We start from the raw sequence: 16,005 nt of genomic DNA, 5'->3' as shown, positions 1-16,005 counted from the left end.
TCATGCAACACATCCGCAATTTTTCCATCATCGCACACATCGATCACGGCAAGTCGACGCTTGCCGACCGCATCATCCATCTCTGCGGCGGCCTGTCCGATCGTGAGATGGAGGCGCAGGTGCTGGACTCGATGGATATCGAGCGCGAACGGGGCATCACCATCAAGGCGCAAACCGCAGCCCTGCAATACCGGGCGCGCAGCGGCGACGTCTATAACCTGAACCTGATCGATACGCCCGGGCACGTCGATTTTTCCTATGAGGTGTCGCGTTCGCTCTCGGCCTGTGAGGGGGCCTTGCTGGTCGTCGATGCTTCGCAGGGGGTGGAAGCTCAGACCGTTGCCAACTGCTACACTGCGATTGAACTGGGCGTCGATGTGCTGCCTGTCCTGAACAAGATCGATCTGCCCTCGGCGACACCGGACAATGCACGCCAGGAGATCGAGGACGTGATCGGCATCGATGCCTCGGAGGCGGTGCTCGCCTCGGCGAAAACCGGCCTTGGCGTCGAGGACATCCTGGAAGCGATCATCACGCGCATTCCGGCACCCCAGGGTGACCCCGATGCGCCGCTCAAGGCCTTGCTGGTCGACGCGTGGTTCGACAACTACGTCGGCGTGGTCATGCTCGTCCGGGTCTTTGACGGTACGCTGCGACCGAAGGACAGGCTTCGCCTGATGGCCACCGGCTCGACGCATCTCTGCGAACAGGTCGGCGTGTTCACGCCCAAGGCCGTGCCTCGCGATGCCCTGCGCGCCGGCGAGGTCGGCTACGTCATCTCGGGCATCAAGGAGCTGCAGGCGGCCAAGGTTGGCGATACCCTGACCCTGCTGGAGCGGCCGGCAAGCGAGGCCTTGCCAGGGTTCAAGGAAATCAAGTCGCAGGTCTTCGCCGGTCTCTATCCGGTCGAGTCGAACCAGTACGATTCCCTGCGCGAGTCGCTCGAGAAACTGAAGCTCAACGATGCGTCGCTGCGTTACGAGCCCGAGGTTTCGCAGGCGCTCGGCTTCGGCTTCCGCTGCGGCTTTCTCGGTCTGCTGCATATGGAGATCGTCCAGGAGCGTCTCGAGCGCGAGTTCGATCAGGACTTGATCACTACCGCACCGACCGTCGTCTATGAAGTCCTGCTGCGCGACGGCACGCTGGTCAATGTCGAAAACCCGGCCAAACTGCCGGAACTGTCGAAGATCGAGGAGATCCGCGAACCAATCATCACCACCACGGTTTTCGTGCCCCAGGATTATCTTGGCAACGTCATCACGCTCTGCAACCAGAAGCGCGGTAACCAGGTCGACATGACCTATCACGGTCGCCAGGTACAACTGGTCTATGAGATGCCCATGGCCGAGGTGGTGATGGATTTTTTTGATCGCCTGAAATCGGTCTCGCGTGGGTACGCCTCGCTCGATTACGAGTTCAAGGAATATCGGGCGGCGGATGTCGTCAAGCTAGACGTGCTGATCAACGGCGAGCGCGTCGATGCCCTTTCGATCATCCTGCATCGCGCCAACTCGGTCTATCGCGGCCGCGAACTGGCTGCCAAGATGCGCGAATTGATCCCGCGCCAGATGTACGATGTCGCGATACAGGCCGCGATCGGCGCCAACATCATCGCCCGCGAGAACGTCAAGGCGATGCGCAAGGACGTGCTGGCCAAGTGTTACGGCGGGGACATCACGCGCAAGAAGAAGCTGCTCGAAAAGCAGAAGGCAGGCAAGAAGCGCATGAAACAGGTTGGGTCGGTCGAGATTCCACAGGAGGCTTTCCTTGCTGTGTTGCGCGTCGGCAAGTAAAGGAGTGAGTAAGTGAACTTCGCATTGATCCTCTTGATCCTGTTGCTGGTCAGCGGCGCGATCTGGGCGGCGGACGCCCTCGTCCTGCGCAAGCGTCGTCCGGCTGACGCCAAGGACCCGTGGTGGGTCGAGTACGGGGCAAGTTTCTTCCCCGTCATCCTGATTGTTTTCATGCTCCGTTCGTTCCTTGTCGAGCCGTTCAAGATTCCCTCGGGCTCGATGATTCCAACCTTGCAGGTTGGCGACTTCATTCTCGTCAACAAGTACACTTACGGTATCCGCTTGCCCGTGGTCAACAGGAAAGTGATCGATATCAACAGCCCGCAGCGCGGTGACGTGATGGTCTTCCGCTATCCAGAGGATCCGTCACTGGACTACATCAAGCGGGTGATCGGCGTACCAGGCGACGTCATCGCCTACCAGAACAAGAAACTGACGATCAACGGCGAGCCGGTCGCGACCAGGCGCATCGACGATTACCTGCACCCGGAGCGCCTGTACTATTCGCGTCAATTCACCGAGAAGATCGACGCGGCGGAGTATCAGACGCTCAACGATGCCGATGCCCCACCCTATATTCCGGGCCCAGCGCAATTCCCCAATCGCGAGCTTTGTTCATACAATGCCGCAGGTGTGATATGTACGGTACCACCAGGCCACTACTTCGTCATGGGTGACAATCGCGACAACAGCCGTGACAGCCGCTTCTGGGGTTTCGTTCCCGAGCAGAACATTGTCGGGAAGGCTTTTTTCATCTGGTTGAATTTCAGTGACTTCTCAAGGATTGGCTCATTCAGGTAAGGAGCGGCGCTTATGAATCGTCAACGTGGTTTGGCGCTCTCGGGCTTGATCGTCTGGGGCGTTGTGATTTCCCTCGTGGCTATTCTCGGGATCAGGGTTCTACCTGAGTTCATGGACTACTACAAGATCAGGCAGGCGGTCAAGGCGGTGGCTGCCGAGTCCGGCGGCAAGACCGTTCCCGAGCTTCGGCAGGCCTTCAGCAAGTACGCCGAAGTCGAGCATATCAAGACCATCGGGCCAGCTGATCTGGATATCTTCAAGGAAGACAGTCAGGTGATCATATCCTTTGCCTACGAGAAGCGCGTTCCGCTGGCGGCCAATGTCAGTCTCCTGATCGACTTCAAGGGCTCATCCTCAGGGCGCGGTTACGGCCAATGACGGCTTCTCGCCTCGAGCAGGCGCTTTCGTATACCTTTCGAGATCAGGCGCTGTTGGAACTGGCGCTTACTCATCGCAGTTTCACCTCTCCGCACAACGAGCGGCTCGAGTTTCTCGGCGACGCCATTCTGAACGCAGTCATCGCCCACAGCCTGTTCGATCGCTTCCCAATGCTTCCCGAAGGCGACCTGTCGCGATTGCGAGCCAACCTGGTGCGCCAGGATAGCCTGCACCAGCAGGCTCTGGCGCTCTCGCTGGGCGACTTTCTCAGGCTTGGAGAGGGCGAGCAGAAAAGCGGTGGACAGCAACGCCCGTCGATCCTCGCCGACGCTCTTGAAGCGCTGTTCGGTGCCCTGTGGCTGGACGCCGGTTTTGACGCGGCGGGCAAGATCATCGTTCGATTGTATGACAAAGAGCTTAGCCAGATGACCCCTGGACAGGGGATCAAGGACGCCAAGACGCGTCTGCAGGAGTATCTCCAGGGGATACGACTGGCCCTGCCGCAGTACGTGCTGGCTGGCACCGAGGGGGAAGCGCATGTGCAGCAGTTCAGGGTGGCCTGTGTCATCGATTCCCTGAAGATCCGCACTGAGGGTCGCGGGGGAAGTCGGCGCGCAGCCGAACAGGTCGCCGCTGAACGCGCCCTGGCGACCCTGTACAAACAATGAGCGAAGTCCGCTCCGGACAGATAGCGATCGTCGGACGCCCGAACGTCGGCAAGTCGACCTTGCTCAACGCTCTGATCGGCGAGAAAATCAGCATCGTCTCGCGACGGGCGCAGACCACCCGTCACCGCATCATGGGCATCCTCACCAGACCTGATGCACAATACGTTTTTGTTGATACGCCAGGCTTTCAGACCCGCTATGGCAATGCCCTGAATCGGGTGATGAACCGTGGCGTCAGGCAGGCGCTGGCCGAGGTTGATGTGGTCCTCTTCGTGGTTGAGGCCGGACGCTTTGACGAGCGCGATCGGGCGGTACGCAAACTGGTGCCGGTCGAGTGTCCGCTGATCATTGTCGCGAACAAGATCGATCAGTTGCCGGACAAGGCGCAACTACTGCCGTATCTTGCCCGACTTGCCGCCGAAGGTGAATTCGCGGCGATCGTCCCGGTCAGCGCCATGCGCGGCGCCCAGCTTGAAGCCTTGCTCACGGAGACGCGCAAGTACCTGCCGAACAGTGAACTGCTGTTTCCCGAGGACGATATCACTGACCGGAGTGAGCGGTTCCTCGCGGCCGAATTCATTCGGGAAAAGCTTTTCCGCCTGATTGGCGATGAGTTGCCCTACACCGCCGCCGTCGAGATCGAGAAATTCGTTGTCGACGGTGCCTTGCGTCGCATCAGCGCAGCGATTCTGGTCGATCGCGAGGGACACAAGTCGATCATCATTGGCCGGGGCGGCGAGATCATCAAGCGGATTGCCTCCGAAGCGCGCCAGGACATGGAACGTCTGTTCGACGGCCGGGTGTTCCTGGAAGTCTTTGTCAAGGTCAAGTCGGGCTGGGCGGATGATGAGCGAATGCTCAAGACGCTCGGCTACGAATAGGCAGTGGATTCGCTGATGGCTGGCGAACGAGTCGGGAAGTGAATCAGCGGCACAAGGTCGATGGTCAGCCGGCTTTCGTACTGCACGCTTACCCTTACAGTGAAACCAGCCTGATTGTCGATGTCTTCTCCCGCGACCATGGCCGCGTCGCCCTGCTCGCGCGCGGCGCGCGGCGACCGCGATCGGTCTTGCGCGGCCTCCTGCTGGCCTTTCAGCCGCTTGAAATCGGTTGGGCAGGCCGCGGTGAGGTGCAGACGCTGCTCAAGGCAGAGTGGCAGGGGGGGCAGCCGCTGCTGGCCGGGAAATCCTTGTTCTGTGGCTACTACCTCAACGAGCTGCTGATGCACCTGCTGCCGCGCGAGGATGCCCACTCGCGGCTTTTTTCGGTCTATGCAGATACTCTGCGCCGCTTTGCCGCGGGTGCGCGGGAGTCTGATCTGCGCTGCTTCGAGCGCGCCCTGCTGCAGGAGCTCGGTTACGGACTGACGCTCGAAACGGATGCCAGCGGCCTCGCCGTTGACCTCGATGCGCATTACGCTTACGAGATCGAACGTGGGCCCGTGCGACTGCCGGCACCCGGCAGCTCGACTCTCTCGGTCAGCGGCAGGACCCTGATCGACCTGGCACGCGAGGATTTTTCCGATCCGCGCTCGCTGGCGGAGGCCAAGCAACTGATGCGGACGCTGATCGGCCACTACACCGGCGGCAAGACCCTGGCCAGCCGCCGGATCTTCAGGGAGTTACGGGAACTATGATCGAACTTGGCGTCAATATTGACCATGTGGCGACGATCCGCCAGGCACGCTGTACCTACGAGCCCGATCCGGTGTGGGCGGCGGTTGAGGCACACCTCGGCGGTGCCGACGGCATCACCATCCACCTGCGGGAGGACCGGCGACACATCCAGGACGCCGACGTCGAGAAGCTTCGCGACTTGGCGCAGATCAAGCTCAATCTCGAGATGGCGGCCACCGACGAGATGGTTGCGATCGCCTGCCGGATCAAGCCGCAAATGGCGATGCTGGTGCCCGAAGGTCGCCATGAGGTGACGACCGAGGGCGGGCTGGACATCGTGGCCCAAGAAGCCAGGCTTCGCCAGTCGGTGGCTCGGCTCAGCGAGGCGGGCATTGTCACCAGCGTGTTCATCGATGCGGACCCGGCGCAGGTGGAAGCCGCCGCACGCATTGGCGCGCGCGTATGCGAAATCCATACCGGTCCCTATGCCCATGCCTTCTATACCCAGGGACGGGATGCCGAAAGTCGGGCGGTGGTAGCCGAACTCGAGAGTATCCGCCTTGCCGGCCAACTTATCCGTCAGCTCGGCATGCGTTTCAATGCCGGCCACGCGCTCAACTACTTCAACGTACAGCCGGTTGCGCAACTGACGGGCATCCGGGAGCTGCACATCGGCCATGCGATCATCAGCCGGGCCATCTTTGTCGGCTTGCGCGAAGCCGTGCGCGAAATGAAGCGCCTGCTGCGTGAGGCTCAGGCACAGTCGCTGGCACGGCCTGCACGGCAATGATTGCCGGTATCGGAACCGATATTGTCGCCGTCGCACGCCTCGGCGGCCTGTACGAACGGCATGGTCAGCGGGCGCTGGCAAGAATTCTGTCGCCGAGGGAATGTGCCGAGTTTGTCGGCGTACGTGACCCGGCACGCTTTCTCGCCAAGCGTTTCGCTGCCAAGGAAGCGTTGGGCAAGGCGATGGGCATTGGTCTCGTCGCACCTGCCACCCTGCCGAACATCGGTGTCAGGCACGATTCCCTCGGCCGGCCGTTGTTCGAGTACGCAGGCCCACTCGCCACCCATCTTGCCCAACGCCGTCTCGTCGCCCACCTCTCGATCAGCGACGAGCACGACTTCGCAGTCGCCTTCGTCATTCTGGAACAGACATGAACATTCGCCGGAAGCTCCCCCTCGGCCCGCTGATGATCGACATCGCGGGGCTCGCGTTGTCCGATCTCGAACGCGGGCGCTTGTGCCACCCGTTGATCGGCGGTCTGATCCTTTTCGGGCGCAACTTCGAGTCGCCGCAGCAACTCGAGGATCTGACGGCCGAAGTGCATGCGCTGCGTTCTCCGGCTCTGCCGATTGCCATCGACCACGAGGGGGGTCGGGTCCAGCGCTGCCGGACGGGTTTCACGCGCCTGCCGGCAATGCGTCGCCTCGGCGAGTTGTGGGACCAGCAACCGGTGGTGGCACTGCTTGCCGCGCGCCGGATCGGTTACGTCCTGGCCGCCGAACTGCGCGCCTGCGGCGTTGATCTGTCGTTCACACCGGTGCTCGATCTCGACTGGGGACGCAGCAGCGTTATCGGCGACCGTTCGTTTCACGGCGATCCGCTGGCGGTCATCCAGTTGGCAGGCGCGCTGATCGAAGGCCTGCACAGCGCCGGCATGGCCGCTTGCGGCAAGCATTTCCCGGGGCATGGCTGGGTCGAAGCCGACTCGCACGTCGACCTGCCGGTGGACGAGCGCCGACTCGACGAACTGGCGCCAGACATCGAGCCCTACCGCCAGTTGAAGCTGGACGCAGTGATGCCGGCGCACGTGATCTACCGGCTGGTGGACGCCCGTCCAGCCGGCTTCTCCCGCTTCTGGCTGGACATGCTGCGGGCTGAACTGCACTTCGCTGGCGTCATCTTCAGCGACGATCTGTCGATGGCCGGCGCCGGTTTCGCCGGCGGCATCATCGAGCGCTGTACGGCATCGTGGGAAGCGGGGTGCGACCTGCTGCTGGTGTGCAACTCACCGGATGCGGTCGGCGAACTGCTGGCCAACTGGCAGCCGCTACTGGATCCGGCGCGCGCCAAGCGGGTCGAGCATCTGTCACTTTCCGCCCCGCCTCTCGACTGGAAATGTTTGCAACAGGACGCGAACTACCTGGATGGCGTGGCAGCAGCTACCCGCCTGCTCGCCTGAGCTACTTCGCCAGCCGATGGGAGCCGAGCCGGTTCGTCCCCGCTGAATACTGCGACAAGCCGACCTCAGAACCCGAGATCTGCAGTCAGGCCCAGATCGGCTACAGGCAGACAGGCAACGGTGGCTGAATGACGCAGACGCAGGCGGCTGCCGTTCAACTAGCGGACGCGACAGCGGTATTCGTTGCTGCGGGTATCGATTTCGATCCGGTCGCCCATTTCGATGAAGGCCGGGACAGGCAGCTCGAAACCGGTGGCCATGCGGGCCGGTTTCATGACCTTGCCAGAGGTGTCGCCCTTGACGGCGGGCTCGGTGTAGACCACCTCGCGCACGACGCTGGTCGGCAACTCGATCGAGATCGCCTTGCCGTTGTAGAAGATCGCCTGGCAGGGCATGCCGTCTTCAAGGTAGTTGAGCGCGTCAGCCATACAGTCGGCTTCAATTTCGTGCGGGTTATAGTCGGCGTCCATGAAGACGTAGAGAGGGTCGGCGAAGTAGGAGTAGCTGACCTCCTTGCGCTCGAGCTGAATGACGTCGAACTTGTCGTCGGCACGATAGACCGCCTCTCCAGGCGAGTCGGTCAGAAGATTCTTCATCTTCATCCGGACCACCGAAGCGTTACGTCCGGATTTGACGTATTCGGACTTCAGAACCACCATCGGGTTGTGGCCGACCATGAAGACGTTTCCTGGGCGAAGCTCTTGTGCGGTTTTCATGTGGCTTTCGAGAAAACGGATTGCGATAAGTGGGAGATTATAGCTTGGAAGCGCTGAAGCCAAGCAGCCGGCTGAGCAGATCATCCTGCAGCGCGAGCTCCTCATCCCAGCGCATCGCGTGTTCGTGCAGCCCCGGCAGCCCGGCGGCCAGCCTTGTCCAAAGCGCCCTTTCGACCCTGCCGGCATTCCAGGCCTGCCAGAACTGCCGCAGCAGGCAGCCTGCCGTCGGCGGCAGCGCAGCGCAATAAAGATCCAGGAAGGCGTCGAGCTTGACCACGTGCGCGAAGTCCGCTTGCGGGTAAATCTGCCAGACCAGTGGCCGCGCCGCCCATTGAGCGCGGACGAAGGAATCCTCGCCGCGAACGAAGTTGAGATCGCAAAGCCACAGCATCCGGTCATAGCGGCTTTGTTCGACGAATGGCAGCAGGCGGATCTCCAGCGCCCCGCGGCGGACGACGTCGCCCACCTTGAGCGGTTGCCCGGCAAAAGCCTCGATTGCCGGCAGCCGGCATGGCCAGGGCACCAGACAACAGACGGGCCGATCGGAGACCTCCCAGGCGTGCAGCAGATCACTGATGGCCGGGTTCTCATAGGCGAACAAGGAGATCAGCAGCGTGCCGGGGAGCGGCCGCGCCAGGCCGATCTGGCGCCACCAGTCGCACTGCAGATCGGCGCTGGCAAGAAACGCTGCCCGACGATCGCGCAAATCCTGCTCGCGCAGCAGACCACCGGTATCGGTCGCGAAGCCCGGGAAGAAGAAATACTTGGTGAGCGGCAGGTAGGGGTGCGGCGAAGCCTGCGCATGAAAGCGGGCAACCCACCCCTCGGCGCTCAGGTAGTCCAGATTGATCCACACCGGGGGTGGCGTCAGGTGCGCCATCTGCTCGATGAAGGCATCCGGAATCCGGCAGGCAAAGGTTTCCAGCACGACCCAGGCCGGAGTTACCAGCGGGAAATGGTCATCCCAGTGGCGAACCTCGACTCCCTGCAGGCGCTGGATCGGCGGCGTCGGATCCAGTTGCGGGCAAAGCAGCCTGAAGCGATCGAGGTCGTCGACCCACAGGCGCACGCGCAACCCGTGCTCGGTCGCCAGTTGCCGGGCGATCCGCCAGCAGACCCCGATATCGCCGAGGTTGTCGATGACCTTGCAGAAGACATCCCAGTCGGGTCGGGGGACAGTGGCTGACACGGACAGTGTAGGTGGGCGTGATAAGATCGAAGTCCATATCCTACGTCAGCCTACGGCTGCCGCGAGCGCTGATGAGAGAACCCTTGAGCGAACCTTTCGACGCAAAATCCCTGCTTGCCACCCTGACCGAGTTGCCCGGGGTCTATCGCATGCTCGATGGCGACGACCAGGTGCTCTACGTCGGCAAGGCCAAGAACCTCAGGAAACGGCTCGCCTCATACTTTCGGGAAAGCCACCCGAGCCCGCGCATCGCGCTGATGGTGGCACAGATCGCCAGGGTCGAGACGACGGTGACGCGCTCCGAGGCCGAGGCGCTGCTGCTTGAAAACAATCTGATCAAGAGCCTGTCTCCGCGCTACAACATCCTCTTCCGCGATGACAAGTCCTACCCCTATATCGTCCTGACCCACGACAGCTACCCGCGGCTGGCTTTCTTCCGGGGCGCCACCGACCGACGGGCCGACTACTTCGGTCCGTTTCCATCATCGGTGGCGGTGCGCGAAAGCATCCATCTGCTGCAGAAGATGTTTCGTCTGCGCACCTGCGAGAACTCGGTATTCAACAACCGTTCGCGGCCGTGTCTGCTACACCAGATCAGGCGCTGCTCGGGACCCTGCGTTGGACTCATCGAGCCGGCACGCTATGCGCTGGATGTCGAGATGGCGATGATGTTTCTCCATGGCCGGCAGCAGGACGTGATTGGCAGCCTGACCGCCGCCATGGATCAGGCGGCAGAGAAACTCGCTTTCGAGCAGGCGGCCGTCTATCGCGACCAGATCCAGTCCTTGCGGCAGGTGCAGGAAAGGCAGTACGTCGAGAGCGACAAGGATGGCGATGTAGACATCGTGGCCGCGGTCGAAGATGGCGGCCTGCTCTGCGTTAACCTGGCAATGGTGCGCGGTGGCCGGCATCTCGGGGATCGACCACAGTTCCCTGCCAATGGTGCTGATTCGTCAGCGCTGGAAGCCTTATCGGCCTTTCTCTGTCAGCATTATCTCGCACACCCGATACCACCGCGGATCCTGGTCAATTTGCCGCTGGCTGATGGCGAGATCGCCGATGCGCTCAGCGTACTGGCTGCGCAGCCGGTCAAGGTCGGCGTGGCCCGGTTCACCATGCAGCGCATCTGGGTCGAGATGGCTGAACAGAACGCACGTCTGGCAATGACCGCACGGCGCAGTGCTCTGTCCCGGCAGGGCGAGCGAGTTGAAGCACTGTGCCACGCCCTCGAGCTCGAAATCGAGCCAGGCAAGGAGACGCGTATCGAGTGTTTCGACATCAGTCACACGCAAGGCGAGTCGACGGTGGCGGCTTGTGTGGTCTATCAGGGCGGCATGCGCAAGTCCGAGTATCGCCGGTTCAACATCCAGGACATCCAGCCAGGTGACGATTACGCCGCGATACGGCAGGCGGTCCTCCGCCGCTACGAAAAGCTGCTCACCGGTGAAGGCGTGGCGCCCACCCTGGTCCTGATCGATGGTGGCAGCGGCCAGGTGAGCGCGGCCGCTTCAGCGCTCAATGAACTGGGTCTCGCTCACCTGCCGCTCCTCGGCGTCGCCAAGGGAGAAGCGCGCAAACCGGGTCTGGAAACACTGTTTTTCGCGGATGACCGGGAGCCGTTACAATTGGGCCCGGAGGATCCCGCACTGCATCTCATACAGGAAGTTCGTGACGAGGCGCATCGCTTTGCCGTTTCCGGACATCGCGCCCGGCGTGGCAAGGCCGGGAGAAGCTCACGCCTGGAAGAGATCAGTGGCATCGGACCCAAGCGGCGCAAGGCGCTGATCTCGCGCTTTGGCGGTTTGCAGGGAATTTTGGATGCTGGCGTTGACCAACTGACAGCAGTTCCTGGAATCAGTCGGGAGCTGGCCGAAAACATTTATGCGGCTTTGCATTGATGCCACTGAACATACCGATTCTGTTGACCTGGCTGCGGATCATTCTGATCCCACTACTGATTGCCGTCTATTACCTCCCCGAAGCATGGGTTCAGGGCATCGGGCGCGACCTCGCGGCGACGGTGATTTTCGTCGTCGCTGCCATCACCGACTGGCTGGACGGCTATCTCGCGCGACGCTGGCAGCAGACGTCGGCTTTCGGGGCCTTTCTTGACCCGGTCGCTGACAAGCTGATGGTCGCCGCCGCACTGATCGTCCTGGTGCAGATCGGCCGGCTCGACGGCATTCTGGCCACCATCATCATCGGCCGGGAGATCACCATCTCTGCGTTGCGTGAATGGATGGCTCGCATTGGCGCCCACAAGAGCGTTGCGGTATCGATGATTGGCAAGATCAAGACCACGGCACAGATGATTGCCATCCCGATGCTGCTCTACTACGCACCGCTGAGTGGGGTCGACGTCTTTCAGGTCGGCACCTGGCTGATCTACGTGGCGGCCGTACTGACGCTATGGTCAATGGGCTACTACATGCGGATGGCCTGGCCCTACCTGATTGAAGAGGACCGCAAGCGCTGATAGGACGGTCCCGGGCACAGGAAGGCGTTGACAGCCATGGGCAGGCCTTTATAATGCGCACTCGCTTCACGCGGGAATAGCTCAGTTGGTAGAGCGATACCTTGCCAAGGTATAGGTCGAGAGTTCGAGACTCTTTTCCCGCTCCACCCTTTCTGCCGAGCCGCCCGGGCTTTGCGGAATCAGCAGCACTACCCGTCGTCAGGTAGGCGCGGCGCGATAGCAAAGCGGTTATGCACCGGATTGCAAATCCGTGTAGGTGGGTTCGACTCCCGCTCGCGCCTCCAATAAAGTACAGAAGTTAGCCACCACGGCGAAGACAGCGTTTTTCCGGGCTAGCTCCGCGCTCGCAGTAGCCGGTTTTCTCTTGGATTCGCAGCAGGATTTCGTCGCCCCTGTCGCAATTTCGCGGGCGTTCGCATGGCGAGTGGCAACGGTTTCCAGCCGACAAGGGCAGAGATTAGATGCCCCCTCTCGATACCGGCCAGACGATGCCGCCACCATACCGCAGCAAGCCATCGGCAACCCGACCAGTGATCTGCCGACCCCCGATACACTTTCTCCCCCACCACGCGACCGAAGCGCGCCCGGAGCGTCGCCGGTAACGGGTTGCCCTTGGCATGCCACCGTGCAGCGGACGCAAATTCCGAGCCATGATCGACTGCTGCCCGCTGAGTGTCGCCTGCGACAAGCTGAGGAATCGTTCCTGCGTGATGTGGGCATCGGCATTGTGTTGTGCACCCATAGCAAACCGGCAGCAACCAGAGCGCATACGTCAGGAAAGCCGAGCCATTCACATTCGTGGCGCCATATTGAGCGGATCGGAGAAGAACAGACCCCGGTTGCCGGCGGTGTCAGCGGCCACTCGCGGATTGCACGTACCCTCCCCTGGACGCCGCCCGTGCCTGCCACTGCTGGCGATACGGGCCGGCATTGGCTTCGATCCATGCCAGGGCGCGAAACTCCCGCTCATCCCAAGGAAATCGCTCCACATACGCCGCGATTACGGCAAGCTGCGTGTGAAGAAAGTCCGTCTCCGAGAAATCCGGATTCGAAAACCTACCTGCCGGGCTGGGGAAGCACCAGGGCGCAGGGTCATCTGACATATCCATGCTTACTCCCACCGAGGCGAGTGGCCGTGGCCCCGGCAGGCCAGAAAACGCACTGGCGACCGCTGTCGGACCACAATTCCTGAATGGACGATTGTGCCGGACCGCACGAGTTCCGCCGCAAGAATAGTTAAAAACAGATTTAACTACACCGGCTAACTTCATGTAAGGTCAAGCTATTGTTGTCTCCCTCGCCGGGGCGTTGTCAACCTTGATTGGCAACTTTCAGCGATTTCTCCTGGTCACCGATGCAAAACTGAGACACTCACCAGACGCAACCTGTCGGCGCGGACCATAATCCGCGCCGCGGCGAGCAGATCGAACTCGCTCCGGCCGAAGCGATCCGCCCTAACGAGTGCACCGCCGCCAAGCGGAGCAATTTGCGCGGAGGAGCTTTTTCAGTAGGCTCACGGCAGAGGCCATGGAGCGTGTAGCCTCAAGCCTCAGTACCTGATCCGCGCCTGGTAGCTCCTCTGACTTGCTTCGCGCGCCTGACGCAGAGTCTTCACCCCCATCTCGGCAAGTAGCGGCAGCATTTTCAGGAAGATCTCAGCAGTCACTATCGCGTCGCCGAGCGCCGTGTGCCGTCCAAGCACTGGCACCCCGAAGCGCTCGGCAATCGCTTCGAGCTGGTGCGTCGCCTGATTCGGGTGAAGGATGGAGGAAAGCAACAAGGTATCGAGCACCGGCTGCTCGAAACGCACGCCAGTCCGCTTCTCCTGGAGTTGCAGGAAGCGCATGTCGAAAGCCGCGTTGTGGCCGACCAGTACGGTATCGGCACAGAAGGCGTGGAATCTGGGCAGGACAGCGTCGATGCTCGGCTGGCCAGCCAGCAGTTCTCGCGTAAGGCCGTGCACCTCGATCGATCCTGGTGAAAGGCGCACCTGTGGCTTGACCAGTTGGTCGAAGCACTCGTACCGCAGGAGGCGGCGGTTGACGATTCGCGTCGCGCCGATCTGGATGATCTCGTCGCCTTGGGATGGGTGCAGACCGGTCGTCTCGGTATCGAAAACCGTGTAAGCGAGTTCGCTGAGTGGCCGGTCATCGAGCTCATGACTGCTAGCCGACCAACCAAACAGATCAAAATCGTAGAACTCCGGACGCTCTCCCGCCGTTGCCGCGATCATCGGCATGGGCAGATTCCCGGGTGCCACTGCCATCGGCAATACGCTCCTGAAAAAAGCGCGATGGGACACCCTTTCGCGCTGAAACCAGATGTCGCCATTGCAGCGCTCGATGACATCGCTCACACTCAGTGAAGCTGCCTTGCCCGGGACTTTCATCGGATCCTGCAACCAGCTCATCGCCGTTTCGTTGTTCATGAAGGTGCCGGGCCACGACAGGTCGAGTTGGGCCAGGTGTCCGCTGCGCGTCAGCGACAGACGCACTTCGCGAATCTGGTACTCGTCCTGCAGGCGGAGGGCCAGGTAACGCAGCGCCTGCAGCAAGGCGAAACTGTCCACGCGTAGCCACAGACCCTTTTCCACGTGCTCGGTCTTGACGGCCAGTGGCGGTCGCTCGCCACCGCGCTCCTCCTGGATACCGCCAGCCGTTGCCAGGAGAATTTCCGCACCGCTGATCTCCTCCAGCACCCAGCGCTCGCGCAGGTCGTTCGAGAACGCGCGGGCCGCCTGCTCGAACTGCGTCGACAGGGCGGTCGCTTCGTCGCGTATCGCGCGCATGAAGCGGTCCTTCTGTTCGCTCAACATGTCCGGGAAATCGCAGACCATCTCGGCCGCGGCGCGAACACTGCCCAACGGCCCGCGGCATCCTTCGATCAGTGACTGAATCACCGCGTCGCGACGCGTATGGCGCTCGTTGGTTGTCGTCACGTCATCGAGAACGAGGACGAAACCGGTCATCTGGAGCGCTTCGCATTCGGCAGGATGCCGACCCGGATCACCCAGGACCGGAGACATGTGAGCACGCAGCAAACGACCGGTGGCAGTCCCGGTAACAAAGTGCGTCGAGCCGACGACTCTCCTTGCTTGCCCGGAACCCGCTTCCGAGCGGGCTTGCTGCAGGCGGGCAATCGCATACCCGATGACCGCGCGATCAAAGACTCCATAAATAGAACGTCCAAGGCCGAGCGACTCGGTCTTTTCCCCGTTCGGCCCCGTTGCGAGTTCCTGCTTTGCCCGTTGATTGTAGAGGAGCACGCGACCATCCAGATTGCAGACGACGACACTCTGGCTGAGGTCAGCCATCAGCGCGCTCAACCGGCTGCGCTCCTCCTCGAGCGATGCCTGTGTTGCGCGGACGCGCTCGGCGACATCATCATGCTCCGCTTCGCGCTGGGCGAGCAGCTGATTGGCCGTCTGCGCCAACTGCTCGAGTTCGGGAGCCTCGTAGCGCCCCACTCTCAAGCCGGTGTGCGGCAGCGTTGCGGCAAGCTGTTCCGCCATGCGCAATGGCGCCTGAATATAAAGCGCATCGATTCTGACCAATACCCAGCACGCCGTTCCCGAGGCAATCAGGAGCACCGGTATCAGCTTGACCAATCTGTCCGCGAGAGCCCCGCCGCCAGCACCCCCGTCGGGCTCGCCGGCCAGCAACAGGGCGGCGACGGAAGCGACGACCGCGAGCATGAACAGGAACACCGCCAGCCCTGCCAGCAGGCGTTTGCGCATCGGTTGCATCCTTTGTATTCCTCCGTCTTTGTTCATTTTAGAGGATTGCGCACCGGCGTGCCCAGGGTGCGAGAGACGCCTACCTGCCTGTCCATGATCCCGTGGCCTATCCGTTATTGTCTAAACCGCTGTATGCGACTCCTGGAGTGGTTTGTACAGCAAGCGGTGTCGAGAATGGAGCGAGTTGCCGTACAGGACGGCAGTTTGTGGCTTGAGGCCGGGCGAATTGAGGTATCGCACGTGCGTCAAGCAGGATGACGGGTCGGAGCGGCGGGCGTATGAGGCGGAGATGGGGTTGAAATACCGGTTTGATCGAAGTCGAAGCTTCGGTCGATGGCAAGCCAGGGACCGACACCAGAGGAAGACCGCCGAGTCACCCCCAGGCGACGCGGATTACAAATTTGTAATTCTTCAGTCAGCTTTCTGTTGGTCAGTGTCGGGCA

General features: G+C 61.6%; 14 protein-coding genes and 2 tRNA genes. 13 read left to right on the top strand and 3 right to left on the bottom strand.

What is annotated here, in order from left to right:
• The first annotated feature begins 2 nt into the window (after positions 1–2).
• The 9 genes from lepA to nagZ are packed head-to-tail and all read left to right on the top strand — an operon-like array spanning position 3 to position 7,445.
• Positions 3–1,793 (top strand): translation elongation factor 4, encoded by a 1,791-nt coding sequence (gene lepA, locus V5B44_RS09340; RefSeq protein ID WP_332359105.1) that lies wholly within the window; start codon positions 3–5, stop codon positions 1,791–1,793.
• Between the two features lie 12 nt (positions 1,794–1,805).
• On the top strand, positions 1,806–2,594 hold the full coding sequence (gene lepB, locus V5B44_RS09335; RefSeq protein WP_332358785.1) for a signal peptidase I: 789 nt from the start codon (positions 1,806–1,808) through the stop codon (positions 2,592–2,594).
• Positions 2,595–2,606: 12 nt separating this feature from the next.
• Positions 2,607–2,972, top strand: a complete 366-nt coding sequence (locus tag V5B44_RS09330; protein ID WP_332358784.1) for a DUF4845 domain-containing protein — start codon at positions 2,607–2,609, stop codon at positions 2,970–2,972.
• Positions 2,969–3,640: a ribonuclease III gene (gene rnc, locus V5B44_RS09325; protein WP_332358783.1), complete on the top strand. Its 672-nt coding sequence runs from the start codon at positions 2,969–2,971 to the stop codon at positions 3,638–3,640. The genes V5B44_RS09330 and rnc overlap by 4 nt, the downstream gene beginning before the upstream one ends.
• Complete coding sequence (era, locus tag V5B44_RS09320) at positions 3,637–4,521, top strand: GTPase Era (protein ID WP_332358782.1); 885 nt, start codon at positions 3,637–3,639, stop codon at positions 4,519–4,521. Before rnc ends, era begins: the two co-directional genes overlap by 4 nt.
• Before the next feature lie 38 nt (positions 4,522–4,559).
• Entirely contained in the window at positions 4,560–5,276 is a 717-nt protein-coding gene (gene recO, locus V5B44_RS09315) for a DNA repair protein RecO (protein ID WP_332358781.1), read from the top strand.
• The gene (locus V5B44_RS09310; protein WP_332358780.1) at positions 5,273–6,046 is read left to right on the top strand and encodes a pyridoxine 5'-phosphate synthase; all 774 of its coding nucleotides are present in this window, start codon (positions 5,273–5,275) and stop codon (positions 6,044–6,046) included. The genes recO and V5B44_RS09310 overlap by 4 nt, the downstream gene beginning before the upstream one ends.
• Positions 6,043–6,420, top strand: a complete 378-nt coding sequence (gene acpS, locus V5B44_RS09305) for a holo-ACP synthase (RefSeq protein ID WP_332358779.1) — start codon at positions 6,043–6,045, stop codon at positions 6,418–6,420. Before V5B44_RS09310 ends, acpS begins: the two co-directional genes overlap by 4 nt.
• On the top strand, positions 6,417–7,445 hold the full coding sequence (gene nagZ / locus V5B44_RS09300) for a beta-N-acetylhexosaminidase (protein WP_332358778.1): 1,029 nt from the start codon (positions 6,417–6,419) through the stop codon (positions 7,443–7,445). Before acpS ends, nagZ begins: the two co-directional genes overlap by 4 nt.
• A 158-nt stretch (positions 7,446–7,603) precedes the next feature.
• Here the strand turns inward: nagZ and efp are convergent, their stop codons facing one another.
• Together efp and earP are read right to left on the bottom strand one after the other, a co-directional pair.
• Positions 7,604–8,161: an elongation factor P gene (gene efp / locus V5B44_RS09295; protein WP_332358777.1), complete on the bottom strand. Its 558-nt coding sequence runs from the start codon at positions 8,159–8,161 to the stop codon at positions 7,604–7,606.
• A gap of 37 nt (positions 8,162–8,198) precedes the next feature.
• Positions 8,199–9,350, bottom strand: a complete 1,152-nt coding sequence (earP, locus tag V5B44_RS09290) for an elongation factor P maturation arginine rhamnosyltransferase EarP (protein ID WP_332358776.1) — start codon at positions 9,348–9,350, stop codon at positions 8,199–8,201.
• A 71-nt stretch (positions 9,351–9,421) separates the two neighbouring features.
• Here earP and uvrC point away from each other — a divergent pair, with 71 nt between their 5' ends.
• The 4 genes from uvrC (at position 9,422) to V5B44_RS09270 (ending at position 12,110) form a co-directional block, all read left to right on the top strand.
• Positions 9,422–11,248, top strand: coding sequence for an excinuclease ABC subunit UvrC (gene uvrC / locus V5B44_RS09285; protein ID WP_332358775.1), 1,827 nt, complete (start codon positions 9,422–9,424; stop codon positions 11,246–11,248).
• Positions 11,248–11,826 (top strand): CDP-diacylglycerol--glycerol-3-phosphate 3-phosphatidyltransferase, encoded by a 579-nt coding sequence (gene pgsA / locus V5B44_RS09280; RefSeq protein ID WP_332358774.1) that lies wholly within the window; start codon positions 11,248–11,250, stop codon positions 11,824–11,826. Before uvrC ends, pgsA begins: the two co-directional genes overlap by 1 nt.
• A 70-nt stretch (positions 11,827–11,896) precedes the next feature.
• Positions 11,897–11,972, top strand: a tRNA-Gly gene (locus V5B44_RS09275).
• Positions 11,973–12,036: 64 nt separating this feature from the next.
• A tRNA-Cys gene (locus V5B44_RS09270) sits at positions 12,037–12,110 on the top strand.
• Between the two features lie 1,265 nt (positions 12,111–13,375).
• Here V5B44_RS09270 and V5B44_RS09265 read toward each other — a convergent pair.
• Positions 13,376–15,562 carry a 3'-5' exonuclease gene (locus V5B44_RS09265; RefSeq protein ID WP_332358773.1) on the bottom strand — a complete coding sequence of 729 codons (2,187 nt, stop codon included), beginning with the start codon at positions 15,560–15,562 and terminating at the stop codon, positions 13,376–13,378.
• Between the last annotated feature and the right edge of the window lie 443 nt (positions 15,563–16,005).

It is taken from the genome of Candidatus Accumulibacter necessarius, assembly GCF_036625085.1.
The sequence above is the reverse complement of the archived record's forward strand: the minus strand, read 5'-3'. Positions and strand labels throughout refer to the sequence as shown.